This is a genomic window from Pseudoxanthomonas spadix BD-a59, from assembly GCF_000233915.3.
Taxonomy (GTDB): Bacteria; Pseudomonadota; Gammaproteobacteria; order Xanthomonadales; family Xanthomonadaceae; genus Pseudoxanthomonas_A; species Pseudoxanthomonas_A spadix.
On sequence record NC_016147.2, the window covers coordinates 2703683 to 2730261 of the forward strand.

General features: G+C 68.9%; 21 protein-coding genes, 1 pseudogene and 1 riboswitch. Of the genes and pseudogenes, 10 read left to right on the top strand and 12 right to left on the bottom strand.

The features are described 5' to 3' along the window. Positions 1-3: 3 nt before the first annotated feature. Together DSC_RS17570 and DSC_RS17575 are read right to left on the bottom strand one after the other, a co-directional pair. Positions 4-276: pseudogene (locus DSC_RS17570) on the bottom strand (IS630 family transposase); the annotation flags it as partial. Then, positions 215-688 (bottom strand): helix-turn-helix domain-containing protein, encoded by a 474-nt coding sequence (locus DSC_RS17575; RefSeq protein WP_014161488.1) that lies wholly within the window; start codon positions 686-688, stop codon positions 215-217. The gene DSC_RS17575 and the pseudogene DSC_RS17570, both read right to left, overlap by 62 nt. A 92-nt stretch (positions 689-780) precedes the next feature. Between DSC_RS17575 and DSC_RS12275 the strand changes: the two genes are divergently transcribed. Further along, positions 781-2334 carry a sulfatase family protein gene (locus DSC_RS12275; RefSeq protein ID WP_014161489.1) on the top strand — a complete coding sequence of 518 codons (1554 nt, stop codon included), beginning with the start codon at positions 781-783 and terminating at the stop codon, positions 2332-2334. A 14-nt stretch (positions 2335-2348) separates the two neighbouring features. On the opposite strand, the gene DSC_RS12280 is transcribed toward DSC_RS12275, so the two are convergent. After that, a complete protein-coding gene (locus DSC_RS12280; protein ID WP_043291346.1) occupies positions 2349-4094 on the bottom strand; it encodes a GGDEF domain-containing protein in 1746 nt (581 codons plus the stop codon). A gap of 312 nt (positions 4095-4406) precedes the next feature. Between DSC_RS12280 and DSC_RS12285 the strand changes: the two genes are divergently transcribed. Then, positions 4407-5396 carry an alpha/beta fold hydrolase gene (locus DSC_RS12285; RefSeq protein WP_425476622.1) on the top strand — a complete coding sequence of 330 codons (990 nt, stop codon included), beginning with the start codon at positions 4407-4409 and terminating at the stop codon, positions 5394-5396. Positions 5397-5503: 107 nt separating this feature from the next. Further along, complete coding sequence (locus DSC_RS16695; RefSeq protein ID WP_147475063.1) at positions 5504-5791, top strand: hypothetical protein; 288 nt, start codon at positions 5504-5506, stop codon at positions 5789-5791. Positions 5792-5849: 58 nt separating this feature from the next. On the opposite strand, the gene DSC_RS12295 is transcribed toward DSC_RS16695, so the two are convergent. After that, entirely contained in the window at positions 5850-7067 is a 1218-nt protein-coding gene (locus DSC_RS12295) for an O-succinylhomoserine (thiol)-lyase (protein WP_014161493.1), read from the bottom strand. Further along, the gene (metX, locus tag DSC_RS12300) at positions 7064-8098 is read right to left on the bottom strand and encodes a homoserine O-succinyltransferase MetX (protein WP_014161494.1); all 1035 of its coding nucleotides are present in this window, start codon (positions 8096-8098) and stop codon (positions 7064-7066) included. The genes DSC_RS12295 and metX overlap by 4 nt, the downstream gene beginning before the upstream one ends. Positions 8099-8180: 82 nt before the next feature. Continuing rightward, positions 8181-8305: riboswitch (SAM riboswitch) on the bottom strand. 132 nt (positions 8306-8437) lie between these two features. On the opposite strand from metX, the gene DSC_RS12305 reads away from it, so the two are divergent. The 6 genes from DSC_RS12305 to DSC_RS12330 all read left to right on the top strand — a co-directional run bounded on the left by DSC_RS12305 (position 8438) and on the right by DSC_RS12330 (position 14417). Continuing rightward, complete coding sequence (locus DSC_RS12305; protein WP_014161495.1) at positions 8438-9538, top strand: NHL repeat-containing protein; 1101 nt, start codon at positions 8438-8440, stop codon at positions 9536-9538. Positions 9539-9582: 44 nt separating this feature from the next. Further along, positions 9583-10437 carry a M23 family metallopeptidase gene (locus DSC_RS12310; RefSeq protein WP_043291348.1) on the top strand — a complete coding sequence of 285 codons (855 nt, stop codon included), beginning with the start codon at positions 9583-9585 and terminating at the stop codon, positions 10435-10437. An 83-nt stretch (positions 10438-10520) separates the two neighbouring features. Further along, complete coding sequence (locus tag DSC_RS12315) at positions 10521-11039, top strand: MarR family winged helix-turn-helix transcriptional regulator (RefSeq protein WP_043290635.1); 519 nt, start codon at positions 10521-10523, stop codon at positions 11037-11039. Next, positions 11036-13192, top strand: coding sequence for an FUSC family protein (locus DSC_RS12320; RefSeq protein ID WP_014161498.1), 2157 nt, complete (start codon positions 11036-11038; stop codon positions 13190-13192). Before DSC_RS12315 ends, DSC_RS12320 begins: the two co-directional genes overlap by 4 nt. Beyond that, positions 13179-13382: a DUF1656 domain-containing protein gene (locus DSC_RS12325; protein WP_014161499.1), complete on the top strand. Its 204-nt coding sequence runs from the start codon at positions 13179-13181 to the stop codon at positions 13380-13382. Before DSC_RS12320 ends, DSC_RS12325 begins: the two co-directional genes overlap by 14 nt. A gap of 9 nt (positions 13383-13391) precedes the next feature. After that, a complete protein-coding gene (locus tag DSC_RS12330; RefSeq protein ID WP_014161500.1) occupies positions 13392-14417 on the top strand; it encodes an HlyD family secretion protein in 1026 nt (341 codons plus the stop codon). 402 nt (positions 14418-14819) lie between these two features. Here the strand turns inward: DSC_RS12330 and DSC_RS12335 are convergent, their stop codons facing one another. From DSC_RS12335 to DSC_RS17280, 4 genes are all read right to left on the bottom strand, one after another. Further along, positions 14820-16100, bottom strand: a complete 1281-nt coding sequence (locus DSC_RS12335) for a citrate synthase (RefSeq protein WP_014161501.1) — start codon at positions 16098-16100, stop codon at positions 14820-14822. Between the two features lie 235 nt (positions 16101-16335). Next, complete coding sequence (locus DSC_RS12340; protein ID WP_014161502.1) at positions 16336-16578, bottom strand: type B 50S ribosomal protein L31; 243 nt, start codon at positions 16576-16578, stop codon at positions 16336-16338. 77 nt (positions 16579-16655) lie between these two features. Further along, positions 16656-17594, bottom strand: a complete 939-nt coding sequence (locus DSC_RS12345; protein ID WP_014161503.1) for a nucleoside hydrolase — start codon at positions 17592-17594, stop codon at positions 16656-16658. 114 nt (positions 17595-17708) lie between these two features. Further along, positions 17709-20207: an ATP-dependent DNA helicase RecG gene (locus DSC_RS17280; RefSeq protein WP_014161504.1), complete on the bottom strand. Its 2499-nt coding sequence runs from the start codon at positions 20205-20207 to the stop codon at positions 17709-17711. Between the two features lie 398 nt (positions 20208-20605). Here DSC_RS17280 and DSC_RS12355 point away from each other — a divergent pair, with 398 nt between their 5' ends. Beyond that, the gene (locus DSC_RS12355; protein ID WP_014161505.1) at positions 20606-20962 is read left to right on the top strand and encodes a hypothetical protein; all 357 of its coding nucleotides are present in this window, start codon (positions 20606-20608) and stop codon (positions 20960-20962) included. Between the two features lie 65 nt (positions 20963-21027). Here the strand turns inward: DSC_RS12355 and DSC_RS12360 are convergent, their stop codons facing one another. The 3 genes from DSC_RS12360 to glgP all read right to left on the bottom strand — a co-directional run bounded on the left by DSC_RS12360 (position 21028) and on the right by glgP (position 26341). Continuing rightward, on the bottom strand, positions 21028-21411 hold the full coding sequence (locus tag DSC_RS12360; RefSeq protein WP_014161506.1) for a RidA family protein: 384 nt from the start codon (positions 21409-21411) through the stop codon (positions 21028-21030). Between the two features lie 163 nt (positions 21412-21574). Next, positions 21575-23740, bottom strand: a complete 2166-nt coding sequence (locus tag DSC_RS12365) for a RelA/SpoT family protein (protein WP_014161507.1) — start codon at positions 23738-23740, stop codon at positions 21575-21577. An 84-nt stretch (positions 23741-23824) separates the two neighbouring features. Then, complete coding sequence (glgP, locus tag DSC_RS12370; protein ID WP_014161508.1) at positions 23825-26341, bottom strand: alpha-glucan family phosphorylase; 2517 nt, start codon at positions 26339-26341, stop codon at positions 23825-23827. Positions 26342-26579: the final 238 nt, after the last annotated feature.

Consider the following 26579-nt stretch of genomic DNA (forward strand, 5'->3'; position numbering starts at 1 on the left):
CCGCTAGTGTAGTGTTCCATTCTGTTTGGAACTTAAGCGCTGATTGGCGCGGATCACCTTCTGCAGGATGTCGCGGGCGCTTCTGGTCCAGATGAACGGCTTGGGTTTGGTGTTGTGATGCGCCAGGTACTCATCGATGGCGGCGATCAGTTCGGGCACGCTGGTGAACACCCCGCGGCGCAGCCGCTCGGTGGTGATGTCGCGGAAGAAGCGCTCAACCATGTTCAGCCACGAGGCGGAGGTGGGCGTGAAGTGCATGGTGAAGCGCGGGTGCTTGGCTCACGCCCAGCTCGGCGGCCATCTTGCGCGTACTCCAGTGCGTGGCCGCCGCCGGCTGGCTCTGCGTGGTCAACTCCACCAGCCGCGCCGCGTCGACCTTGGCCGGCGGCGCTCCGCGCGGCAAGTCGCGCTCGATCCCGGCCATCCGCGACTGCGCATATCGCGCGCGCCAGCGCGAGACCTGTACGCGCCCCACCCCTACTTGCTCGGCGATCTCCTTGTTCTGCATGCCGTCCGCAGCCAGCAGCACCATGCGGGCGCGCTGCGCCAGCCTCACGCTCGTGCGCTTGGAGCGAACCAGTCTCGTCAACTCCGCTCGCTCCTCGTCGCTCAGCACAATCTCAGGGGCAACTCGCACTTGCACTCTCCACACTTCGCCCTCGTAGAGTGTTGGAACGATGGATTTCATATAAGTTCCATCAAGAATAGAACAGTACACCTAGGATGGACAGCCCCCCGCGCGGTCACGCCGACGGCCGCGCCCACACCCGGGAGCCGCCCATGCCTTCACGCTTCAACCGTCGCACCGCCCTGCAGCTGCTCGGCGCCGGCACCGTCCTGCCGCTGGCCGCGCGTCTGGCCGCCGGCACGCCGGCCGACGACGCGCCGCGGCGTAGCGCGCCCAAGGGCGCGCCGAACATCATCTTCATCATGACCGACGACCAGGCGCAGGACGCGCTGGGCATCTATGGCAATCCCATCCTCAAGACGCCGAACATGGACCGGATCGGCCGCGAGGGCATCCGCTTCAACCGGGCCTTCGTCACCACCTCGGTGTGCGCGCCCAGCCGCGCCTCCTACCTGACCGGGCTGTACGCCCACAGCCACGGGGTGACCAGCAACGGCGAGGAGCCGGGCTGGTACCAGCAGATGGGCCTGCGCCACGACCAGATCACCTACCCCATGCTGCTGCGCCGGGCCGGCTATCACACCGCGATGGTGGGCAAGTGGCACATCAAGTCGATGCCGACCGGCTTCGACCATTGGGCCATCCTCCAGGGCCAGGGCAGCTACTTCGACCCGCAGTTCATCGTCAACGGTGCGCCGGTGCGCTTCCGCGGTCACACCGACGATGTGATCGGCGACCAGGCCATGGCCTATCTGCAGCAACGCCCCACCGACCGGCCGTTCTGCCTGTGCTACCAGTTCAAGGCCCCGCACGGGCCGTGGGAGCCGGACGCGCGCTTCTACGATGCCTTCAAGGACGTGCAGATGCCGATCCCGCCGGGCTTCGGCCAGCCGCAGCCCGAAGGCGCCCCGGAGGCCTTTTCCAGGACCACCCAGCAGGTCATCCCCAACATGCGCGACTTCTTCCACAAGGCCGAGCGCAGGCCGCCGCAGGTGGACCAGAACCTGCCGCGCCCCGAGCGCGACCACGCGGTGCTGCAGGCCTTCCTGCGCAACTACTACCGGGTGCTGCTGGGCGTGGACGAGAACGTCGGCCGGGTCCTGGATTTCCTGGACCAGAACGGGCTGGCCGAGAACACCATCGTGATCTACACCTCCGACAACGGCATGTTCCTGGGCGAGCACGGCTTCTACGACAAGCGGATGATGCTGGAGCCCTCGATCCGCGTGCCGATGCTGGTGCGCTGGCCGGCCCGGATTCATCCTGGCCGGGTCAATGACCAGGACATGGTGCTCAACATCGACGTGGCTCCCACCCTGCTGGACATGGCCGGGCTGACGCCGCCGGACTGGATGCAGGGCCGCAGCTGGCAGAAGATCGCCCTGGACCAGGGCAACGCCGGCTGGCGCCAGGATTTCCTGTACGAGTGGTTCAAGTACCCGGCCGTGCACTGCGCACGCAAGCACCGTGGTGTGCGCACCCAGCGCTGGAAGCTGATCCACTTCTGGGAAACGCCGGAGGAATGGGCGCTGTACGACCTGCACGCCGATCCGGGCGAATTCCACAACGTGGTCGACGAACCCCAGCACGCCGAGCTGGTCGCCCAACTCAAACAGCGCATCACCCAGTTGCGCGCACAGACCGGCGATGTCGACCCACCCGGCGACGTGCCGCCCCGGCGTGAAACCGGCAAGTGCCCGGCCTGAGAGGCTGAGTCGGCTCACTGCGACAGCACGAACACCCCGCGCTGCTGGCGCTTGGCCTGGCGCTTGGCGCTGGCCGCCAGCGAGGCGATCTCCTCTGCACTGGTGAATTGCCCCGGCAGTGGATACACCACGCCGATGGCCAGCGTGGTCAGGGCAAAGGTCGCATAGCGGCCGCTGCGGTCCTCGCCTTCCAGCGAACCGCGCGCGGCATCTTCCGGGTCGAACAGCGCTATGGCCGCGGCGTTGAACTCGGCCACGATGCGCTCGCAGCGCACCTGCCAGTCCTCGCTCTGCAGCAGCACCACGAAATCATCGCCACCCACATGGCCGACGAAATCCCAGCGCGGGTCAGTGTGCCGGGCCAGGGTCGTGGCGACCAGCTGGATCATGCGGTCGCCACGGAAATAGCCGTACTGGTCGTTGAACGGCTTGAAGCTGTTGAGGTCGCAGTAGGCCGCGGCAAAACTCTGCCCGCTCTCCAGCAGCCGGCCGATGTGCTCGGTGATCGGGATGTTGCCCGGCAGCAGGGTCAGCGGATTGGCGTAGCGCGCCGCCTCGATGCGCAGCTCGGTGACCCGGCGCACCAGTGCCTCGGACGCGCCCACGCCCCGGTACCTGCCGTCCTCGACGATGATGAAACCGTCGGACAGGTAACGCTGGTCCTCGCCCAGCAGGATCTCGGACATCGCATCGATGCTCTGGCCGATATCGCACACCACTGGCGCGCTATGCATGTACATCGTGCAGGGCTTGCGCCCGCTCAGCTCGCGGGCGAAGGGCATCGCCATGCGCTCGTTGAACACGCGCCGGTTGAGCAGGCCCAGCGGGATGCCCTGGCTGTCCACGACCGGTAGCGCCGGCAGCTGCGGGTTGTTGCGAAACAGCTGCTCGGCCTCGGCATTGCACGCATCGTGCAGCAGGTATGGCGCCTCGATCATCAGGTGCTCGGCGGTGATCCGGCGGAAACTGCTGTTGCGCGTACTGCGCGGCAGCACCGGCAGCTTGCCGCCCTCGGTATCGAAGGCGCCACTGCTGACCTGGGTAGCCACCTGCACGTGCGGGCGGCCGAGCAGATAGCCCTGCGCGTAGGGAATCCCCAGGTCCTGGAGGATGCGCAGGTCCTGCACGTCTTCCACCCCTTCGGCCACCAGCTCGGTGCCCAGGCTTTCGGCGACCTGGACCAGCGCCTTGACGATGCTCAGGCGGCCGGCGCTTTCGTGGATGCGATGGACCAGGTAGCGATCGAGCTTGACGAATTCCGGCGCCAGCTCGTGCCACAGCTCGAAGTTGGAATGTCCGTTGCCGAAATCATCCAGCGCGATGCGCACGCCGGCCGCGCGCAGGAACCCCAGCGCATGCGCCAGCCGGGCCGAATCCTCGACGATGTCGCGCTCGGTGATCTCGATGACGAACCGGCGCAGGTCGTAGCCGCAGGACTGCAGGCTTTCCAGCACCTGCTGCGGGCGACGTGGACTGTGCAGCACGGCGTGCGCACTGAGGTTCAGGAACAGCAGCCCGCCGTGGGCGAAATCGAAACAGGACGTCGCCCGGCGCACCGCCAGGGTTTCCAGCTCACCCAGGCGGCCGACATCGCGCGCCGCATCCAGCAGCGCCAGCGGCGACTGGCCATCGTGCGGCCGCATCAGGGCTTCATGCGCAATCACCCGCTGGCTGTCCAGGCGCACGATCGGCTGGAACACCATGCCGAATGCCTGCGCGCCCGGTTCCAGCGGCGACGCGGTGGTCTGCAGCTCAAGCACGGCGACCTCCGCCCATGGCATGGGCAGCGAACAGGACATCGTTGAATGGCGCGAACAACTTCGCGCGAGGGCAGGCAGAGGCAGGCATTGCAGGTTCCAGGCAGGTAGAGGAAACGCGCCGACCTGGCCGGGGGATGTTTCAGGCCCGGGGCATCCCGCCCCCGCAATGCGGTCCGTTGCAATCGCGCGATTAGACATGTTCAACATGACGCCCGCAAGACACTCCTCCCTGACCGTGGCCTCACCCGAGCTCGGCGCCGACGCCGCTAGCCTGAAGGCCCTCCGCCGTTGCAAGGAATCCCCGTGCGTCCGATCCTCACCGCCCTGGCACTGGCCATCGCCCTGCCCGCCTCCGCCGCCGAACAGCCCGCCTATGGTCCGCGCCTGGAAGGCTTCGACTATCCGCATCCGGTCAGGACCCATGCGTTCAGCTCGCAGCGGCAGGACCTGGAAATGGCCTACATGGACATCGCCCCGACCGGTCCGGCCAATGGCCGCACCGCGCTGCTGCTGCACGGCAAGAACTTCTGCGCGGCCACCTGGAAGGACACCATCACCGCGCTGGCCGGGGCCGGCTACCGGGTGATCGCGCCGGACCAGGTCGGCTTCTGCAAGTCCTCCAAGCCTGCCCATTACCAGTTCTCGCTGGCGGGGCTGGCCGACAACACCCATGCGCTGCTGAAGGCGCTGGGCATCGACAAGCCGGTGGTCATCGGCCATTCGATGGGCGGCATGCTGGCGATCCGCTACGCGCTGATGTTCCCGCAGGAGGTGCAGCACCTGGCGCTGGTCAACCCGATTGGACTGGAAGACTGGAAATCAGTCGGGGTGCCCTACCAGAGCGTGGACCAGTGGTACGCCAGCGAGCTGAAGACCAGCTTCGAGCGCATCAGGCAGTACCAGATGGACGTCTACTACGCCGGCACCTGGAGGCCGGAATTCGAACGCTGGGCGCGCATGCAGGCCGGGCTGTACGCCGGTGCCGGCAAGCAGGTCAATGCCTGGGACCAGGCGCTGACCGACGACATGGTCTACAGCCAGCCGGTGGTCTACGAGTTCCCCCGGATCGCGGTGCCCACCACGCTGTTGATCGGGCAGCTGGACCGTACCGCCATCGGCAAGGCCGCCGCGCCGGCCCAGATCCGGCCCACGCTGGGCAACTATCCGGTGCTGGGCAAGCGTGCGGCCCGGGCGATCCCGGGCGCGCGGCTGGTCGAGTTCGCCGAGCTGGGCCACTCGCCGCAGGTCCAGGACCCGGCGCGGTTCAACGCCGCCCTGCTGCAGGCGCTGGCCACGCCGTGACGGCGGGCGCGGCGTGGGCCCACGCCGCGCCAAACCGTGGCTGTCACGGCGTCACGGACGATTTTTCAGGCGAGGTCACAGTTTCACAGGCGGATTTGGCACGCACCATGCGCCAGGGTATTGCAGGCATCTGCAATTCCAGGGAAACACCCGTCATGCAACCCGAATCACTGACCGCCGCATGCTTCTGCTGCGACACAAAACTGCATTTCACGCCAGATTCTGACGCCGGGCAGGTCATCGAACGCTACGGCGTCGTCGTCTGCACGCCGTGTTTCCAGGCCAATGCCGCCGGCTGGGCGCCCAAGTACGAGGAAAAACTGCTGCGCCAGCTGCAGCGCAGCCACATTGCGCCGCCGGCGCGCAACCGGTCCGGCCGGCTGCCGCTCGACTGAACAGGACGGCTGTCAATTCCACACCGTTGCCGTCCCGCATCGAGCCGGACCACGCGCTTCATGCATCGACCAGCTTCCGCTGCCCCTGGACCTGCACCGCGCGCGCGCGGGCCAGGCCGGCCTGCAGATCGGCGACCAAATCGGAGGTGTGCTCGATGCCCACCGACAGGCGCAGCAAGCCATCGCCGATGCCGGCCTTGGCGCGCGCCTGGGCACTCATCGCCGCGTGGGTCATGGTGGCCGGGTGGGCGACCAGGCTTTCCACGCCGCCCAGCGACTCGGCCAGGGTGAAGTACTTCAGGCCATCGACAAAGGCGCGCACGGCCGCCTGGCCGCCGTCCAGCTCGAAGGAGATCATCGCGCCGAAGCCACGCTGCTGGCGCGCGGCCACGGCGTGGCCCGGATGCGCGGCCAGACCGGGGTAGTAGACCTGCGACACCGCTTCATGGCCGTCCAGCAGCGAGACGATGGCCGCGGCGTTTTCCTGGTGCACGCGCAGGCGCGCATCCAGCGTGCGCAGGCCACGCAGGGTCAGGAACGCATCGAACGGCGATCCGGTCAGGCCCAATGCATTGGCCCACCACACCAGCTGCTCGTGCAGCCCGGCATCGCGCGCGATCACCGCGCCGCCGACCACGTCGCTGTGGCCGTTGACGTACTTGGTGGTCGAGTGCAGCACCAGGTCGGCACCGAATTCGATCGGCCGCTGCAGCGCCGGCGACAGGAAAGTGTTGTCCACCACCACCAGTGCGCCGACCTTGTGCGCGGCCTCGATGACAAAGCGCAGGTCGGTGATGCGCAGCAGCGGGTTGGACGGGGTTTCGATCAGCACCAGCCTGGGCGAGGCGGCCAGCGCATCAGCCAGCGAGCGCGGATCGGTCAGGTCGGCGGTGATCAGTTCGAAGTGGCCCTTGTCTGCCAGCGCGTTGAACAGGCGCCAGCTGCCGCCATAGGCATCGTGCGGCACCACCAGCTTCTGGCCCGGCTGCAGCAGCGCGTTGAGTACCAGGTTGATCGCGCCCATGCCGGTGGCGGTGATCACCCCGCCAGCGCCGCCTTCCAGCTGCGCCAGCGCCTCACCCAGCAGGTCGCGGGTGGGATTGCCGCTGCGCGTGTAGTCGTACTGGCGCTTGTTGTTGAAGCCGTCGAAGGAGAAGTTGGACGACAGCACGATCGGCGGGGTGACCGCGCCGTAGGCGGGATCGCAGTCGATGCCCGCGCGCACCGCGGTGGTGGCAGCGCTGCAGGGGATGTCGTGGTGGCTGGAACGGCTCATGCGGTGTCTCCGGTGGAGCGAAGGGCAGTGGCGAGGATCGCGTCGATGCGATCGGTTTCTTTCAGGAAGGCGTCGTGGCCGTACGGCGAGCGCAGCACGCGCAGGTGGCCGTTGGGCCCCAGGCCTTCGACCAGCGTGACCAGGTCGGCCAGCGGCACCAGCCGGTCGCCTTCGACGGCCACCACGGTGGTGGGCACGGCAATCGTGGCCGGGTCGATGCGGTGCAGGTCGATCGATTCGGACAGGCGCAAAAAGGCGGTGACCGGGGTGCGCGCCACGTACTGCGCGCCGGCGGCATCCAGATAATCCTCGGCGGCCACGCGCACCCGGCCGTTGACCAGTTCCGGCGCGGCGTCGAAGCGCTCGCCGAATTCTTCCGGGGTGCGGTAGCTGAGCATTGCGAACTGGCGCGCCAGCGACAGGCCCTGCTGCTCGGCGCACTGGAGCTGGCCCAGCGCCACCGCGTGGCGCTGCAGCGCGCGCCAGGCCGAAGCGAACGGATGCGGGCGATGTGCGCCGCTGACTGCGACCAGGCGCTCCAGGCGCTGCCGATGGCGCGCGGCCAGGTGCTGGCCGACCAACGCACCGTAGGAGTAACCGACGAAGGCGCGCAGCCGCGGGATGTCCAGCGCATCGAGCAGGGCGGCGATCGCGTCGGCCTGGTCGGCCGGATCGATCGGTGCATCCAGGGTCCCGTCGGCGCCGATGAAATCGAACGCCAGCACGCGCACGCGCGCCGGGTCCAGGGTGCGGCCGGCGCCGACCAGCGCGTTGGCCCAGCCGGCTTCGGGGAACTCGACGCTGGCGGCGGCATGGCGATGGGCGGAGATGCCGCCGGCCAGGAACACCACCGGCGCATCGCCCGGCCCCTGCAGCTCGTAGCGCAGGGTCAGCGTGTGCACGCCGGCATGGCGCAGCGCCAGCGCCACCGGCAGCTCGCCGCGCATCGCGCGGGCACGGCTGGCCGGCGTCGGCGACGCGGCTTCATCGAAGCGGGGGGCAGTGGCGGTGGCGGTGTTCACGAGGCGCATGGCGGATCCGGGAGGAACGGCCATCGAGCCTTCGCGGGGAAGCTCGCGTTCGTCGTGCAGGCAATCCACTGCTGCGCGGGACGAACCATCTTTCGGTCAAAACGCAAACGCGTCGCCGCAGGATTTGGCACCGACACGACACGCTGGACTGGGTCGCTGGCTGCCCCGGCTTCAAAGGGCCTGTCCCTCTGCCGGTCTCGATGGTGGCGCAAGGTTGCCAGCCTCCGGGGGTGATGTCAATCGCTCCATCAAGATGGAGCGATGGTTGCTGCAGAAACCGCTGTCAGGCCCGTGCCAGGTGCACTTGGCGGCGACATGGCACGCGCATAATCGTGTTCCATGATCCGCCTTTCCTCGTTCAGCACCGCCGCCGCGCTCCTGCTGCTGGCCGGCTGCGCCAGCCTCGCCCCACCGGCCGCCGCGCCGGTTGCCGGTCCCGCCCTGCCCGCTGCGCGCGCCGACGCGGTGGTCGAGGAGGCCTGGATCTCCGAGCAGATCCCGGACGCCGGGCTGGACTCGCTGGCGGTCTGGCCGACCGAGGACGGCGGTGCCTGGCTGATCGCCACGGCCAAGGCTGCCGACCAGCTGGTCGTGTTCGACGCCGACACCGGCCAGCATCTGCGCACCGTCGGTGGGCCAGGCGAGCAGCCCGGGCAGTTCAGGCGGCCCAACGGGATCGCGGTGTGGGGCGACCTGGCGTTCGTGGTCGAGCGCGACAACCACCGCGTGCAGGTACTTGGGCTGCCCGACTTGCGCCCGCGCGGCTTCATTGGCGCCGACACGCTCAGGGTGCCCTATGGCCTGTGGCTGCAGGAGACCGCGCCGGGCGAACTGGAACTGCTGGTCACCGACAGCTTCATGACCGATGTCCAGGCCGGCGTGCTGCCGCCGCGCGCGCAGATGGACCAGCGCGTGCGCCGCTTCAAGGTGCAGCTGGACCAGGACGGGTCGATCACCGGCACCGACGCGGGCAGCTTCGGCGACACCGGCGAGGCGGGCATGTTGCGCCTGGTCGAATCGATCGGCGGCGACCCGGCCCACGACCGCCTGCTGATTGCCGACGAAGACCGGCGGGTCGGCTCGACCCTGCGCGACTACACCCTGGCCGGGCGCTTCCGCGGCGGCAGCCTGCCGGTCTTCAGCGCCGATGCCGAAGGGGTCGCGCTGTGGGACTGCGACATGGACAGCGGCTGGTGGATCGCGGTGGATCAGCTGACCCCGACCCTGTTCCGGGTCTACGACCGGGTCAGCCTGGCGCCGCTGGGCACCTTCACCGGCGAGCGGGTCAGCCAGACCGATGGGATCGTGCTTTACGCCGCGGGCACGCCGCGGTTTCCCGCCGGGGCGCTGTTCGCCCAGCACGACGATCGGGCCGTGGCCGCCTTCGACCTGCGCGATGTGGCCCGCGCCCTGCAGCTGCACGGCCACTGCCTGCCGTGACTCCACGCGCGGCCGCCGCGCTGGCGCTGGGCGCGCTGCTGCTGATGGCCGGGATGTCCGGCGCGCAGGCCCAGTGGCTTGAGCGGTGGAAGCCGGCCCGGCAGGCCGCAGGCCCGCCTGCGCGCCAGCCCGGCAGGGCCGGCGATGCCATCGCGTTTCCATCCGCCGCCGGCGCGCTGGTGCGGCTGCGTCTGGAGAAGACCCCGACCCGCTACCGGGCCTGGGCCGACAACCCGCTGCCCGGTCCGGTCCAGGTCGAACTGCGCGCCATGCGCAGCAGCGGCGTGGTGGCCTCGCCGGCGCTGCCGGTGCGCACACGGGTGCCGGCGCGCGGCAGCGTGCTGCTGGCCACGCTGATCCTGGCCGATCCACGCGCCGCCAGCGACTTCCAGCTGCAGCTCGACGCCGTGCCCGGCGAGCCCGGCGCCAAGCCGCTGGGGGTGCGCTACCAGCTGCCGTTTGCCGCGCCGGTGCGGGTGGACCAGGGGCCGGGCGGGCATTTCAGCCACGACGATGCGCAGAACCGGGACGCGGTCGATTTCGCCCTGGCCGAAGGCACGCCGGTGCTGGCCGCGCGCGATGGCGTGGTACTGCAGGTCGAAGGCGACTTCAACCAGGCCGGCCTGGACCGGGAAGCGTTCGGCGGGCGCAGCAACTTTATCCGCATCCTGCACGGTGACGGCAGCATGGCGCTCTATGCCCACCTGCAGCCCGACGGGGTGCTGGTCCGCCCGGGCCAGTCGGTGCGCGCCGGCGAGCGCATTGGCCGCTCGGGCAACACCGGGTTTTCCAGCGCGCCGCACCTGCACTTCGTGGTCCAGATCAATGCAGGGATGCGCCTGGTGTCGGTGCCGTTCCAGCTGCGCGGGCCGTTGGGCACCCTGCACTTGCCGCGCTGAGTTGGCCCGCAGATCGCAGGCCGGCCGGCATCTTGTTGCGATTGCCAGCTGCGAAATTTATTACACAAGTGTAATATCGGCCGGTGAATCGACCCGCCCCTGCCGCCAGCCGCTTCGATGCGACCCAATTGCGCCTGCAGGCCACCTGCCGCAAGCACCGCAACTTTCCCAGGCCGGCGGCCACGCTGGTGCGGTTGGTCAAACTCCTGCACCGGCTCGCCGTGGACCATGGCAACGAGCTGCTGCGCGCACACGGGCTGGGCTACCCCGAATACAACGTGCTGATGATGATCGATGCCAGCCCGGACGGCGCGCTGAGTCCGTCACTGATCGCCGAGGCCGCCGGCGAAAAATTCGCCAACGTCACCCGCCTGACCAACCAGCTCGTCGACAAGGGCCTGCTCGCGCGCGCGGCCAGCGCGCACGACCGGCGGATGTCGCTGCTGCGGCTCACCCCGGCCGGCCATTCGCTGATCGCCGCGTTCCTGCCCCAGGTCAGCCGCCAGCTGCGCCACTACACCCGGCACCTGGACCCCAGTGAACAGGCCCAGCTACAGGCCCTGATGCTCAAGCTGCTGCGTGGCATGGAGGAGCCGCTGTGAATGCCACCAGCCCGCAGGCCGCCGCGGCCGCGCGCGTGTCCTGGCCTGACCAGGTGCGCCAGGCCCTGCGCGGCGAAGGCGCGGCGTGGATGTTCGTGTTCAAGGTGCTGCTGTCGATCTACCTGGCCGGGATGATCGCCATGCGCATGGGCTTCTCCTCGCCGTCCACCGCGATGATCACGGTGATCGTGGTGATGAACCGGCAAAGCGGCATGGTCCTGGCCAAGGCGTTCTATCGCATCCTTGGCACCATCGTGGGCAGCATCGCGGCGGTGGTCATTACCGCGCTGTTCCCGCAGCAGCCGGTGTTGCTGCTGCTGGCCACATCGATCTGGGTGGGCCTGTGCGCCGGCGGGGCGCTGATGTTCCGCAATTTCCTCTCGTATGGCTTCGTGCTGTCCGGCTACACGGTGGCCATCATCGCCCTGCCCGCGGTCAACCAACCCACCGAGGTGTTCGACCTTGCCGTCTCGCGCCTGACCGAGGTGCTGCTGGGTCTGTTGGTCAGTGCGGCGGTGTTCGACGTGGTGTTCCCGGCGCGCCTGCGCAACAGCCTGCGCACGACCACCGAAGGCCTGATCGCAGGCTTCCTGGATTTCGTCCGTGACGGCACGCGCGGTGCGCTGCCGCGCGAGAAGATGGAGCAGGCGCACCTGCGCTTCGTGCGTGGGTCGATGGCGCTGGAGGACCTGCGCGCGTCGGTGGTGTTCGAAGACCCGGAGGCACGGGTGCGCAGCCGGCGCATGCGTCTGCTCAACCAGCGCTTCATGGCCGCCTCGACCCGCTTCCAGTCACTGCACCACCTGATCAACCGCCTGCTGCGCGGCGATCCGGATGATGCCGTGGCCGGCGCACTGATGCAGCTGTACCGGCCACTGGGTGATGCCCTGGCCGCGCGCCAGGCCGGCGACCACGACGATGTGACCGTACGCCTGGACGCGGTGCTCGCCGCCCAGCCGGCACGGGCGGCGGCGCTGCGCGCGACGCTGCCGGCGGTGCGTCTGGACGACTTCGAGACCGGCGCCTCGCTGCTGCTGCGTTTTACCAGCGAACTGCGCGACATGACCCATACCGCCGCCGCATTGCGGCGCCCGGGACTGAGTGGCCCGTTGGCGCGGGCCAGCGAGAAGGTGCGCTTCAGCTATGCCACCGACTACTTTTCGGTGGGCGTGACCGTGCTGCGCAGCTTCCTGGTGTCGCTGATCCTGGGCCTGGCGTGGATCCAGAGCGGCTGGGCCAGCGGCGCCAACGCGATGGCCAACGTCATCGCCTTGACCGCGATCCTGGCGGCGGTGCCAAACCCCCACGTGACCGCTGCACAGATCGCCAAGGGCTTTTCGATCGGCCTGGTCTTCGCCTTCCTGTGCCTGACCCTGGTGATGCCGCGCATCGACAGCTATCCGATGCTGGTGCTGGGCACTGCGCCGTTCCTGATGCTGTCGGTGTACCTGTCCACGCGTCCGCCGCTGTTCGGCCTCAGCCTGGGAATGTGCCTGGGCACGCTGGTCCCGCTGGGGGTGGGGCTGGAGCCCAATTTCGACGTGGCTGCCTTTCTCAACAACGGCGTGGCGTTCCTGGTCGGCGCGGTGCTGGCGCTGGTGGCCTTCCAGCTGATCCCCTCGGTGATCGGCACGCTGGGCCAGCGCCGTCGCCTGCTCACCGAACTGCGCCACCAGGTGGCCCTGGCCGCGCGCGCGCCGCTGGACGGCCTGGCACCGCGCTTTGAGAGTGTCAGCCGCGACCTGTTCCTGCAGGTGGTCAACCACACCCCGCCGGGCAGCGCCGAATCACGCACCCTGCTGGCCTGGGCGCTGGCCGTGCACGAAATCGGCCGGACCCTGATCGAACTGCGCCACGACAGCATCGACGCCGCAGTGCCGCGCGCGATCGAGGCGCACATCGACGCGGCGGTTTCGGCGATCGCCCGCCTCTACGAGCACCTGGATCCCGCCGACCACGAAGCAGCGCTGTCGCACCTGGACGCGGCCCTGGCCGACACGCTCGTCCAGGGCGCGGTGCCGGCGGCGCTGCGCGCCGTGCGCCAGCACCTGCACCTGCTGCGCAGCGCACTGCGCGATGCCGACTCGGTCCTGGCCGTCGCTGCCGGCGGCGACATTCATCTCCCCGCGGAGCCATCGCATGCTGCCTCCTGAAATTTCCATCGGCGGCGTCTACGCGCCGGGCCTGCTGATCCTGGCCATCGCGGTGTTCGTCCTGTTCTGGATCCTGGACGGCATCGCCGGCCACATCGGCCTGTACCGCCACGCCTGGCATCCCCCCCTTTTCCGCCTGGCCCTGTATGTCTGCGTGTTCGGGCTGCTTGGCCTGACCCTGCTCAACTGAACGATGACCATGAACCCCCAGTCCCTGATCCGCATTGCACTGACCACGGTCGTGGTGGCCGCCGCCGCCCTGATCGGCTATGCGCTGTGGAAGCACTACATGTATTCGCCCTGGACCCGTGATGGCCGCGTGCGCGCCGAAATCGTGCACGTGGCACCGGATGTCTCCGGCCTGGTGGCGGAGGTCCAGGTGCATGACAACCAGCTGGTGAAGGCCGGCCAGGTGCTGTTCCGCATAGACCCGCGCCGGTTCCAGCTGGCCCTGGCCCGTGCCGAGGCCGACCTCGGTGCGGCGCAGGCCGCCGCACGCGCCGCTGGCGCCAGCATCTTCGCCGCCAGTGCCGGCACCGCTGCCAGTCAGGCCGACTACGAGAAATACCGGGCCCAGGCCGAACGCCGCGAGCGCGCGGCCTCGGTGATCTCCGCCGAGGCCCGCGCCGATGCCGTGGCCACCGCGCGTGCAGCCCAGGCCGCGGTCGAGCGTGCCCGCGCCAACCGCGATGCCGCCACCGCTTCGCAGGCCCAGGCCCTGGCGGCAGTCGAACAGGCCCAGGCCGCACTGGAGCTGGCCAAGCTCAACCTGGAGCGCGCCACCGTGCGCGCCAGCGCACCGGGCTATATCACCAACTTGAACCTGCGCGTGGGTGACTACGCCAGCGCCGGCAGCGCGCGCCTGGCGTTGGTGCGCAGCGACAGCCTGTGGGTCTACGGCTACTTCGAGGAAACCAAGCTGCCGCGGATCCACACCGGCGACGCGGCCGAGGTGCGCCTGATGAGCGGTGGCCGCGCGCTGCACGGGGTGGTGGAAGGCATCGCCCGTGGCATCACCGATGCCGACAACCCCACCAGCAGCGATGACCTGCTGGCCTCGGTCAGCCCGACCTTCAACTGGATCCGCCTGGCCCAGCGGGTACCGGTGCGGGTCCGGATTGACCCGGCCAGCATCCCCCAGGACATGGTCCTGGCCGCCGGCATGACCGTCTCGGTCAGCGTGCATCCGGCAGACAGGAGCACCAGCGGCACCAAGGCGGACTGACCGCCTGTCAGGAGCAACCTCGTGGAGCGGTCGAGCCCCTTCACTTCTTTCATCGCAAGCTTCGACCAGCCCCGCAGGAGCGGCCCACGGCCGCATCGCTGGGATTTGCCCCCTCTCCCCCGCTCGCGGGGCGAGAAGGCACGGCTTGCGCGCCACTGGCGCGCAAGCCTTGGAGCGCCCGCGCCGCTGGCGCGGGCCGGGGTGCGAAGCAGAGGGTCGGGGTGAGGGGGATAGGGGTGACGGCGATGCCGACGACGACACATCAACGTTCCGGAGCCGGCTGCGGTTTGCTGGGCTTCAAGCAAAAGCCCCCCTCACCCCAGCCCTCTCCCCCGCAAGCGGGAGAGAGGGAGCCCCCGAACGCGTCGAGCAGAAAGTTGCTCCCACCCAGCCAGGCTGCGATCAGCCCCTGGTGTAGTCGCGGCTCGGCGAGCCGGTGTAGATCTGGCGCGGACGGCCGATGCGCGCTTCCGGATCGGTCTGCTGTTCCAGCCAGTGCGCCACCCAGCCCGGGGTGCGGCCGATGGCAAACATCACCGTGAACATCTCGGTCGGGATCTTCAGCGCCTTGTAGATGATGCCGCTGTAGAAATCCACGTTCGGGTAGAGCTTGCGCTGGACGAAGTAATCGTCCTGCAGCGCGGCTTCTTCCAGCTTCATCGCCACTTCCAGCAGCGGATCGTTGACGCCCAGCTCGCCCAGCACCTTGTGGGTCATCTCGCGGATGATCTTGGCGCGCGGGTCGAAGTTCTTGTACACCCGATGGCCGAAACCCATCAGGCGGAACGGGTCGTTCTTGTCCTTGGCGCGCTCGACCGCCTTGGCCACGTGCCTGGCATCGCCGATCTCGGCCAGCTGCTTGAGCACGGCCTCGTTGGCGCCGCCATGGGCCGGGCCCCACAGCGCGGTGATCCCGGCGGCGACCGAGGCGTACGGGTTGGCGCCGGTGGACCCGACCAGGCGCACGGTCGAGGTCGAGGCGTTCTGCTCGTGATCGGCGTGCAGGATGAACAACAGGTCCATGGCCTTGGCCACCACCGGGCTCAGCTCCAGCTCCTCGCTCGGCACCTCGAACATCATGTGCAGGAAGCGCTCGACGTAGCCCAGGCTGTTGCGCGGATAGCGGATCGGCTGACCGGCGGTATAGCGGTGCGCGGCGGCGGCCAGGGTCGGCATCTTGGCGATCAGGCGGATCGCGGCCAGGCGGCGCTGCTCGGGATCGTTCAGGTCGAGCGTGTCGTGGTAGAACGCCGAGAGCGAGGCGACCGAGGCGGCCAGCATGGCCATCGGATGCGCATCGTGGCGGAAGCCCTGCAGGAAGCTCTTGAGCGACTCGTGCATCATCGTGTGATGGGTCACTTCGTCTTCGAACTTGCCCAGCTCCGCTGCGCTGGGCAGCTCGCCGTGCATGAGCAGGTAGGACACCTCGGTGAAGCTCGACCTGGCGGCCAGCTGGTCGATGGGATAGCCGCGATACAGCAGCACACCCTGGTCGCCGTCGATATAGGTGATGGCCGATTTGCAGCTGGCGGTCGCGCCAAAACCGGGGTCGTAGGTAAACAGCCCCGTTTCCTTGGTCAGCTTGGAAATATCGACACAGTCGTTGCCAAGGGTGGGTTTCAGTACAGGCAGGGCCACCGCTTTTTCGCCGGCGGTCAGCGTGACCTGGTCAAGTTCGGACACAGTGCACTCCTTCGTGGGGAAGCGCCAAAGCCTGTCGGCCGTGGCACAGGACAGGATCCGCAGCAACAGCCGCTACGGAGTCCGAGAATTATCGCATACGGCCCCGCAGCGATGCCTGTCTTGAAAGACCGGCAGCAAGCCCCCCGATGACGTTCCGGCCACGATGGGCAAACGAAAACGGCCGCGCCCCAAGGGGACGCAGCCGTGGTCCGGACTGCGGGAATGAACCGTTCGCTCAGCGCGCGTAGCGCTTCTGGAACTTGTCGATGCGCCCGCCAGTGTCCATGACCTTGTGCTTGCCGGTGTAGAACGGGTGCGAGGCGGAGGACACTTCAACCTTGACCAGCGGGTATTCGTTGCCGTCTTCCCACTTGATGGTGTCCTTGCTGGCAAGGGTCGAGCGGGTCAGGATCTTGAAGTCGGAAGTGACATCGTGGAAGACGACGTCACGGTACTGCGGATGGATGTCGGCTTTCATGCGGCACCAGGAAGATGGAAAATTCGAGCCGGGCATTCTAGCGGCCTGGCCGAGCCCGTGCAAGCCAAAGCCAACGCTCAGGTCGCGGCCAGGGCCGCCTGGACCAGCGCCTCGAAGCGCCTGCGATCGTAGGCCAGCAGCAGCCGCGCGTTGTCCGGACGTCCGGTCTGGCGATTCCAGTCGGTGACGGTGGCGCCGCGGGTCAAGATGCCGGCCAGTTCCACCGCCAGCGGGCGCTCGGCCAGCGAGCTCGCGCCTTCCGGGTGCAGGGCCAGCGCCATGGCCAATGCATCGGCGCTGTGCCAGTGGTCGCCGCGGCGGTCGGCCGACCACAGCCGGGTCTGGCGCGAGATCTGCTCGTAGAAGGCCGCCCGCGGTGAGGGCGCAGCCAGCCACTGCTCGACGCTGGCATGGGGCAGGCCGTGGGCCAGGGTCGCCTCCCAATCGACCACGTCGAATGTGGGAAAGGCATCGAAGACCAGGTGCGCCGCCTCCGGATCGAAGGCCACGTTGAACTCGGCCGCCGGGGTCAGGTTGCCGTGCGCCGACACCGCCCCGCCCATCACCACCAGCCGTGCCACGCGATGGGGCAGGGTCGGGTCCAGCTTCAGCGCAAGCGCCAGATTGGTCAGCGGACCCAGGGTCACCAGCAGCAGCCTGCCGGCGTGCACGTGCGAGAGGCGCAGGATCGCCAGCGCCGCATGCTCGGCCTGGGTGCCATGGGCGGCCGGCGCGTAGCCGACATCGCCAAAACCGTCGCGCCCGTGCACGTCGGCCGCATCCGGGGAGGGATGCAGCAGCGGGCCGGGACAGCCGGCGTAGACCGGCACGTCGCTGCGGCCGGCAACTTCGCACAGCTTCAAGGCATTGCGCACGGTGCGGCCCAGGCCGACGTTGCCGGCGGCCACGGTCAGGCCCACCACTTCGTGCGCGGTGTCGTTGAAGGCCATCAGCAGGGCGAGCGCGTCATCCACGCCTGGGTCGGTATCGATCAACAGCGGAATCTTTTCGGTCATTGCCCATTATCGCCGGTCACGCGCCACCACTGTCCAACGCCGCGGGCATGCGCCGCCAGGGCGGCAACTGGCGCTTGGCCGCGGCCAGTGAGGCATGGGCGGGTCGGCCCCGGCTCAGGCGCTGGCATAACGCGCGGCGCCGCCGGTCCAGCGCTCGCTGATGCGCTCGGCCAGGGCAGGTGATGAAGCCAGCAGCGTGTCGGCCAGCGCGTGCACCTGCGGCAACAGGTCCGCATCCCGTGCCAGGTCGGCGACACGGAACGCTGCCAGGCCGGTCTGGCGGGTGCCGAGCAGCTCGCCGGGGCCGCGCAGTTCCAGGTCCTTTTCGGCGATGACGAAGCCGTCGTTGGTCTGGCGCATGGTGTCCAGGCGCTGACGGGCCAGCGCAGACAGCGGCCCCTGGTAGAGCAGCACGCACGAGGAAGCCGCCGCACCGCGCCCGACCCGGCCGCGCAGCTGGTGCAGCTGGGCCAGGCCCAGACGCTCGGCGTTTTCCACCACCATCAGCGAGGCGTTGGGCACGTCCACGCCGACCTCGATGACGGTGGTGGCCACCAGCAGATCGGCCCGACCGTCCTTGAAGGCGCGCATCACGGCCTGCTTCTCGGCCGGCTTCATGCGCCCGTGCACCAGCGCCACGCGCGCCTGCGGCAGCGCCTGGGTGAGCTGCTCGAAGGTGGTCTGCGCGGCCTGGGCTTCGATCCGCATCGCAGGACCACCGCGCGTAGCGGGTGCGGCCTTGGGGTCGTCCTCGGCTTCTTCGATCAGGGTGCAGACCCAGTAGACCTGGCGGCCTTCGGCGCAGGCGGCGCGGATGCGCTCGATCAGCTCGGGCCGGCGCTCGGCGCTGAGCGCGATGGTCTGTACCGGCGTGCGGCCCGGTGGCAGTTCGTCGATCGCCGAGACATCCAGGTCGGCGTAGGCGGCCATCGCCAGGGTGCGCGGAATCGGGGTGGCGGTCATCACCAGCTGGTGCGGAAACAGACGCCGAACGGATGCTTGATCACCGTCCCCGGCGCTTTGTCGCTCGCCCTCCATGGCACCCGGTGCTGAAGTCGACGCACCGCCTGCCAAACCTTCTGTGGGGCATGGCCGCTCGCCTTCCATGGCGCTCGGTGCTGAAGTCGACGCATCGCGTGCCAAACCTTCCGTGGTGCATTGCCGCTCGCCATCCATGGCACTCGGTGCTGAAGTCGACGCATTGCCTGCCAAACCCTCCGTGGTGCATGGCCGCTCGCCCTCCATGGCACCCGGTGCTGAAGTCGACGCATCGCGTGCCAAACCTTCCGTGGTGCATGGCCGCTCGCCATCCATGGCTCGCCCGGACGGTGCCTGCGGCTCCGCCCGACCCTTGTCGCGCAGCGCCAGGCGCTGGTGCACGCCGAAGCGGTGCTGCTCGTCGACGATCACCAGGGCCAGGTCGTGAAAGGCGACCGATTCCTGCATCAGCGCATGGGTGCCGACCACCACCTGGGCATGACCGCAGGCCACTTCCTCCAGCACCCTGGCCCGGGCCTTGCCGGTGACCTTGCCGGCCAGCCAGGCCACGCGCACGCCCAGCGGTTCCAGCCAGCCGCGCAGGGTGACCAGGTGCTGCTCGGCCAGCAGCTCGGTGGGTGCGGCAAGTGCCACCTGCTTGCCGGCTTCCACCGCCAGCATCGCGGCCAGCGCGGCGACCACGGTCTTGCCACTGCCCACATCGCCCTGCACCAGCCGCAGCATCGGCCGCGGCCGGGCCAGGTCGGCGCGGATCTGGGCGAAGACCTTCTGCTGGGCGCCGGTGAGCTGGAATGGCAGCGCCTGCAGCAGTTGCGCCACCAGCCTGCCCGGCCCGGCCAGGGCATGGGCGCCGTGCTGCTGCAGGGCGATGCGCTGGCGACGCAGGCTCAGGTGATGGGCCAGCAGTTCCTCCAGCGCCAGACGCCGCTGCGCCGGATGGGTGCCGGCCGCGAGCGCGGCGACATCGGCATCGCGCGCGGGCCGATGCATGGTGAGCAGCGCCTCGCGCAGGGTCGGCAGCTGCAGCGCGCGCAGCAGGTGCTCGGGCAGCAGCTCCAGCGTGGCCTGGTCGGGCAGCCGATCCAGCGCCTGGGCAATCAGCTTGCGCAGGATCGCCGCAGGCACGCCTTCGATCGCCGGATAGACCGGCTCCAGCGTGTCGGCCAGCGGCGCCTGGCCAGCGGCGCCGATCAGCTTGTAGTCCGGATGGACGATCTCCAGGCCCTGCTGCCCTGGCCGCGGCGTGCCGTAGACGCGGATCCGCGCGCCCGGCGTGAACTGCCCGACCTGCGCGGGGCGGAAATGGAAGAAGCGCAGCACCAGCGTGCCGCGCGCGTCATCGCCGATGGCCACGCGCAACACCGGCCGATAGCGGAAGCCACGCTCGACCGCCTCGATCGTGCCTTCCACCTGCGCCGCCACGCCGGGCCGCAGCTGGGCGATGGGCGTGAGCCAGGTGCGGTCCCGGTAGCGCAGCGGCAACTGCAGCCACAGGTCCTGCAGGGTCGAAAGGCCGCGCGCGGCGAGTTTTTCGGCAATCTTCGGGCCCACCCCGGACAGGCTGGTGATGGGCTGACCGAAGGTGGATTGCAGGCTGCGGACGAGCGCGGGCATGCCACTAGTACCGCAACCCGAAGATATCGAAACGTGAAAGCGCGGCTTCAAGCCCAGGGCGGCGTTGCAAGCCTTGCCAAGGCGGCCAGCCTTGGCGGCAGCTTGCGCCTTGCCCTGGACTTGAATCCATCACTTTCACCATGTTCCGTTATCTCCGGGCTACGGTACTAGGATGCCGGCCGTGCCGCGGCTTTGCCACTCAATCCAGCGCATGTGGTTGTCGGAAAACACCGCGCACGGCCTCGCTCGCGGCTCGATCGCTCCGCCGGCCCGCGGGATCGGCAGGCAAGGACCGACGTCGATTTCATTGATCCTGATCAAGGCCGGCCGGCGCGCGCGCCCCGACACTGTCGGCCGGGGATCCTGACCATGGCATTGCCCAATCCCAGGAGAGGACCATGATCGGTACTGGACGCACGGATCTGATTCGGCACGCGGCCTGCGCCGCGCAACGGGCTTCCACCATGCAGGCGGCACTGCGCAGCAGCGCCAATCGGCTCGGCCACGCCAACGCGCGCGAACCCATGCCGGCCAGGCTCCTGGTCATCGTGGATGACTTCCGCAGGCGGATGCTCGATGCGCTGGGCCAACTCACCGTTGCCGATGCGGCCCAGCTGGATTCGGCGTGGTGCCGGTTCCTGGTGCGCTATGAAGACCACATCGAAGCAATTCGACAGGCCCGCTGCGAACTGGCCCAGGATGAATATGGCCAGATGCCCGCGCCCGGTTCGCGCGCGGAGTGCCGACGCGACTGAGCCCGGGCTTCACTGCATGCGGGTGCCTGATGAGAGACACCGCGCACGTCGGCCGTGGCCCAGGCTCAGCCCAGCACCATCACCGCATCGACCTCGAACAGCGCGCCCTTGGGCAGGCCGGAGACCTCGATGGTGGAACGGGCCGGGAACGGGGCGATGAAGTATTCCTGCATCACCGCGTTGACCGCGGCGAACTGGCCCAGGTCGGTCAGGTACAGGCCCAGACGCACGATCTCGCCCAGCGAACCACCGGCGGCTTCGGCCACCGCCTTGAGGTTGTCGAACGAGCGGCGCGCCTGCGCACTGATGTCGCCTTCGACCAGATTGCCGGTGGCCGGGTCCAGCGGGATCTGGCCGGAAAAATACACGGTGTTGCCGGCGCGCACGGCCTGCGAATACGGGCCGATCGCGGCTGGTGCCTGGGTGGTGTGGATGATCTGGCGGGACATTGAGGCTCCGGGTAAGGGAAATGGCCGTGCATTGTAGGGCGGGTCTTGACCCGCCATTGCGACGCCGGCTGGACCGGCGCGGCGGGCTTGGACCTGCCTATGTTCCTGTCCCGCCAGGCATGGCCGTGCCGAAGACCATGGCAATGGCGGGTCAAGACCCGCCCTACGCCCGTCGTACCCCCAGCACCGCCGGCAGGCGGCGCAGGCGACGCATCACCGCGGCCAGATGGCTGCGGTCGCGCACCTGGATGTTGAAGCGCATCACCGCCGCGTTGATGTCGCGCTCCAGGTATTCCACCCGCTCGATATTGGACTGGGCCTGCGCAACGGCCGCGGCCACCTGGGCCAGCGCGCCGGGGCGGTTTTCCACTTCGATCAGCAGGCTGGCGTCGTAGTCGCCGCTGACGCTGGAATCCCAGTCGATCGGCACCCAGCGATCGGGCGACTTGCGGAACTCGACCACGTTGGGACAGTCCAGCCGGTGCACCACGATGCCCTTGCCGGCGGTGTGGAAGCCCATGATCTCATCGCCCGGAATCGGCTGGCAGCAGTTGGCGAAGCTGATCACGCCGCGCTCGCCGCCGGTGATCAGGATCTTTTCCTGCGAGTGTTTGGAATGACCGCCGCCGCGCAGCTCGGCGAAGGCCATCATCGCCTGCGCGGCCTGGGCCGGCATCCAGTTGCCCAGCGCCACGTCTTCCAGCAGGGCCTCAAGGCGCGGGTATTTGTGTTCGCTCAGGAACGCCTCCATGCGCTGTGCCGGCATGCCGTCCAGCGAGCTGTCGAGCTCTTCCAGCGCGCGGTCGAGCATGCGATGGCCCAGCTGCACCGCATCTTCGTGGCCGAGCTGTTTGAGCTGGTGGCGGATGGCGGTGCGCGCCTTGCTGGTGACCACAAATTCCAGCCACTGCGGCTTGGGTGCGGCCGACTTGGCGGTGATGATCTCCACGCTCTGGCCACTGCTGAGCTTGGTGCGCAGCGGCACCAATTTCTTGTCCACGCGTGAGGCCACGGCCTGGTTGCCCACGTCGGTATGCACCGCGTAGGCAAAATCCAGCGCGGTGGAATTGCGCGGCAGCGAGAGGATCTTGCCCTTGGGCGTGAACAGGTAGACCTCGTCGGGGAACAGGTCGATCTTGACGTTGTCCAGGAATTCCAGCGACGAGCCGGCCGATCGCTGGTTTTCGATCAGTTCGGAAATCCACGCGTGGGCCTTGCTCTGCGCGCTGCTGGGCATCTGCGTGCCGAACTTGTAGGTCCAGTGTGCGGCGATGCCGCGTTCGGCCACCAGGTCCATCTCCTCGGTGCGGATCTGCACCTCGATCGGCGAGCCATAGGGACCAAACAACACCGTGTGCAGCGACTGGTAGCCGTTGGCCTTGGGGATGGCGATGAAATCGCGGAAGCGCCCGTCCAGCGGCTTGTACTGCGCGTGCACGGCGCCCAGGGCGTGATATGCCTCCGGCACCGAAGCCACCACCACCCGAAAGCCGAACATGTCCATCACCTGGTCGAAGCTTTTCCCCTCGCTGCGCATCTTGGTGTAGATGCTCCAGGCGGTCTTGACCCGGCCGACCAGGCGGTGGGGGATGCCCTCGCGGTTCAGGCGCTGGGACAGCTCGGTCTCGATCTGGGCCAGCGCCTCGCGGCGCATCACCGGCTGGCTCTGGATGTGCTTGCGGATGACCGCATGGCGCCACGGATACATCGCGGCGAAGCTCAGGTCCTGCAGTTCGGACTTAACCAGGCTCATCCCGAGGCGCTGGGCAATGGGCGCGTAGATGTCCAGCGTCTCGCGGGCGATGCGCGCGCGCGCCTCCGGACTCTGCGCACCCAGGGTGCGCATGTTGTGCAGGCGGTCGGCCAGCTTGATCATGATCACGCGCAGGTCGCGCGACATGGCCAGCAGCATCTTGCGGAACGATTCGGCCGCCGCTTCCTTGCGGTCGCGGAACTTGAGCTTGTCCAGCTTGGTGACGCCATCGACCAGCTCGGCCACCGCCTCGCCGAATGCGCCGGCGATCTCCTCGCGGGTCAGCGGGGTGTCTTCCATGGTGTCATGCAGGACCGCGGCGATCAGCGTCTCCACGTCCATGCCCAGCTCGGCCAGCACCTGGGCCACGGCCACCGGATGGGTGATGTAGGGCTCGCCCGACTTGCGGGTCTGGCCTGCGTGCGCGGCCGCGCCGACTTCCCAGGCCCGGCGCAGCAAAGGCCGCTGGTCGGCAGGCAGGTAGCTGGCAGCGGCCTCGAAACGGCGCACGTACTCTGGCACCTCGTCCTGTGGCGGCGGGGTGCGGATGGCCTTGCGGGAACGCCCGGGGTTCATTGTCGAAGCCTATGCCAGTGGCGTGATTGCGGCAACGCGGCAACGCCACGGTGGCGTGGCCTGCCCAGCCGCGAACGCCCGCGGCTAGCGCTGCCAGGCGATCAGAGGCAGCTCCAGCGGCACCGCCAGCCCGCAGGCGTCGGACGGGATGACCCGCGCGGTGTAGTGCTCCACAGGGCGGTCGCCGGGGATGCTGCCGCGGTAGCGCGTCGGCGCACCGGCCTGGCCGCCCGGCACCGCCTCCAGCGCCAGCACCCGTGCCGGCTGCCCGGCGATGCCGTCCGCATACATCTGCACCTGCAGCCACTCCGGCGCGATTGCGCCGGTCTCGAGCGACAGTTCGACCTGGTGGGCCGAGGCGCCCGGCTGCACCTGCACCGATCCGAACCGGATCTGCGGCCAGTGCTGGCGCAGCTGCTCGGACACCTGTGCCAGCCGGCCGGCCCGCCCGGGATCGAGCCTGGTCCGGGCGAGATAGGCGCTGGCCCCGGGCAGGTAATAGCGCTCGGTGTAGTCGCGCACCGCGCGTTCGGCGGTGAAGCGTGGGACCAGTTCGGACATGCTGTGGCGCATCCGTCGCAACCATGCCTGCGGCAGGCCCTCGGCATCGCGCTGGTAGAAGGCCGGGACGACCTCCTCCTCCAGCACCGTATAGAGCTGCTCGGCATCGATGGCGTCGTGGGAAGCGTCGTGCTCCTCGCCGTCGCCGATGCTCCAGCCGACTTCTCCTTCGCAGGCCTCGGCCCACCAGCCATCGCGCTGGGACAGGTTGAGCCCGCCATTGGCCAGGACCTTCATGCCGCTGGTCCCGCTGGCCTCCCAGGGCCGGCGCGGCGTGTTCAGCCACAGGTCCACGCCCTGGATCAGATGCCGGGCCAGGCGCACCTCGTAATCCTGCAGCAACACGACCCGACCCTGGGTCTGGGCCTGACGGGTGAATGCATGCCAACGCTGCAGCATCTGCTGACCTTCGAGATCTGCCGGGTGGGCCTTGCCCGCCACCAGCAGTTGCAGCGGACGCTTGGGGTGGTTGAGCAGGCGCAGCAGGCGCTCCGGATCGGACAGCAGCAGGTTGGGCCGCTTGTAGCTGGCAAAGCGGCGGGCAAAGCCGACGGTCAGGCGATGCGGATCCAGCCCCTGCCCGGCCGAGGCAATGCGTTCGGGCGTGTCGCCGTGTGCGGCCCGGCTCCGGGCCTGATGGGCCCGGGCGAACACGATCAGCCGGGTCCGCGCCTGGTTGCGCAGGTCCCAGAGCCGCCCGTCGCTGGCCTGCGCCACGGCATTGGGGACATCCACCGCCCCGTCCCCGATGCAGTCCTCGGCCTGCGCCCCGGGGGACAGCGCGGCGCGCATCCGCCAGGACATCCACATCGGCAGGTGGACACCGTTGGTGACATGGCCCACCGGGACTTCCGGCGTCGGCCAGCGCGGGAACAGACCCTGGAAGATATCCCGGCTGGTCTGCCCGTGCAGGCTGCTGACCGCATTGACCGCCCCGGCGCAGCGCACCGCCAGATAGGCCATGTTGAACGGCTCGGCGTCGGCCTCGGCGTGCTGGCGGCCCAACGCCAGCAATGCCGGCAGCGACAGGCCCAGTTCCTGCTCGGCGTAGCCGCCCAGGTAACGGGCGATCAACGCCGGCGCGAACCGGTCGAAGCCGGCCGCCACCGGGGTATGGGTGGTGAACAGGTTGCCGGGCCGGGTCGCGGCCAGGGCCACCTGGAAGGACACGTCGTGGGCCTGCATGTAGCTGCGGGCGCGTTCGAGCACCGCCAGCGCCGCATGGCCATCGTTGAGGTGGCAGATGTCCGGCTCCACGCCGGCCGCCAGGAGCATCCGCCAACCGCCAATCCCCAGGACCAGTTCCTGGCGCAGGCGCATCTCGCTGTCGCCGCCGTACAGCTGGCCGGTGGTCAGACGGATCGGCACCGGATTGGCCGGGTCGTTGGTATCCAGCAGCAACAGCCGGGTGCGACCGACCCGGGCCTGCCAGCCGCGGATCCAGATGTCCAGGCCGCGCAGGTGCATGGTCAGGCGCACCCGGTTGCCGTTGGCATCCAGCAATGGCTCGACCGCCATCTCGTGCGCATCGTTGACCGGATACAGGGCGTGCTGGCGACCCTCGCCGTCGATCTCCTGGCGGAAATAGCCCTGCTGCCAGAGGATCCCCACCGCGGTCACCGGGACGCCCAGTTCGCTGGCGGCCTTGAGCTGGTCGCCGGCGACATTGCCCAGGCCGCCCGAATAGATCGGCAGCGACTCGCCGAGCATGTACTCCATCGAGAAGTAGGCCACCGACCGCAGCGCCGGGGCCGCCGGCAGCCCCTGCAACCAGGATGGCGCCGCCAGCGCGCGCTGGCGCCCGGCCATCATGGCCTGGACCAGGGCGCGGAATTCGGGAACCTCGCATTGCACCCGCAACGCCGATGCCGAAATGGTGTTCAACACCAGGGTAGGATTGCGCGTGAGTCGCCACAGCTGCTGGTCCAGGGTGCGCCAGATGCCGTCGTTGGCACCGGTCCAGTGAATGGACAAGTCGCCGGCCAACTCACGCAGGCACAGGCTGATGTCGTCGAAGTTGCTGCCTGGAACGTGGGCCATGCGGATCGCTCATGTAGGGAGGGGACGGATGCCGGGCCGGGCTGCCGGTCCGGCCGCACTGGATCCTCGTCCAGCCGGTTGCCCTCTTCGGGCCATTGTCGGCGATGTTCTTGACAGGTGGGCAGATGCCGGCATGGGCAGTGTGCTGCAAACCTGCCCACGGATGCACCCGGTCCCGGGCGCACCAACGCAAACGGCCCGCACAAGGCGGGCCGTCGGCTCAGGCAGCGCGGAAGGG

Excerpts from the sequence above, each read along its gene's own strand:
- glgP (WP_014161508.1), bottom strand. The coding sequence starts at position 26,341 with ATGGCCCACGTTCCAGGCAGCAACTTCGACGACATCAGCCTGTGCCTG.
- DSC_RS12275 (WP_014161489.1), top strand. The coding sequence starts at position 781 with ATGCCTTCACGCTTCAACCGTCGCACCGCCCTGCAGCTGCTCGGCGCC.
- DSC_RS12295 (WP_014161493.1), bottom strand. The coding sequence starts at position 7,067 with ATGAGCCGTTCCAGCCACCACGACATCCCCTGCAGCGCTGCCACCACC.
- DSC_RS12310 (WP_043291348.1), top strand. The coding sequence starts at position 9,583 with ATGGCCGGGATGTCCGGCGCGCAGGCCCAGTGGCTTGAGCGGTGGAAG.
- DSC_RS12340 (WP_014161502.1), bottom strand. The coding sequence starts at position 16,578 with ATGAAAGCCGACATCCATCCGCAGTACCGTGACGTCGTCTTCCACGAT.
- DSC_RS12305 (WP_014161495.1), top strand. The coding sequence starts at position 8,438 with ATGATCCGCCTTTCCTCGTTCAGCACCGCCGCCGCGCTCCTGCTGCTG.
- DSC_RS12345 (WP_014161503.1), bottom strand. The coding sequence starts at position 17,594 with ATGACCGAAAAGATTCCGCTGTTGATCGATACCGACCCAGGCGTGGAT.
- DSC_RS12355 (WP_014161505.1), top strand. The coding sequence starts at position 20,606 with ATGATCGGTACTGGACGCACGGATCTGATTCGGCACGCGGCCTGCGCC.
- DSC_RS12330 (WP_014161500.1), top strand. The coding sequence starts at position 13,392 with ATGAACCCCCAGTCCCTGATCCGCATTGCACTGACCACGGTCGTGGTG.
- DSC_RS17280 (WP_014161504.1), bottom strand. The coding sequence starts at position 20,207 with ATGCCCGCGCTCGTCCGCAGCCTGCAATCCACCTTCGGTCAGCCCATC.
- DSC_RS12365 (WP_014161507.1), bottom strand. The coding sequence starts at position 23,740 with ATGAACCCCGGGCGTTCCCGCAAGGCCATCCGCACCCCGCCGCCACAG.
- DSC_RS12360 (WP_014161506.1), bottom strand. The coding sequence starts at position 21,411 with ATGTCCCGCCAGATCATCCACACCACCCAGGCACCAGCCGCGATCGGC.
- DSC_RS12325 (WP_014161499.1), top strand. The coding sequence starts at position 13,179 with ATGCTGCCTCCTGAAATTTCCATCGGCGGCGTCTACGCGCCGGGCCTG.
- metX (WP_014161494.1), bottom strand. The coding sequence starts at position 8,098 with ATGCGCCTCGTGAACACCGCCACCGCCACTGCCCCCCGCTTCGATGAA.
- DSC_RS16695 (WP_147475063.1), top strand. The coding sequence starts at position 5,504 with ATGCGCCAGGGTATTGCAGGCATCTGCAATTCCAGGGAAACACCCGTC.
- DSC_RS17575 (WP_014161488.1), bottom strand. The coding sequence starts at position 688 with ATGAAATCCATCGTTCCAACACTCTACGAGGGCGAAGTGTGGAGAGTG.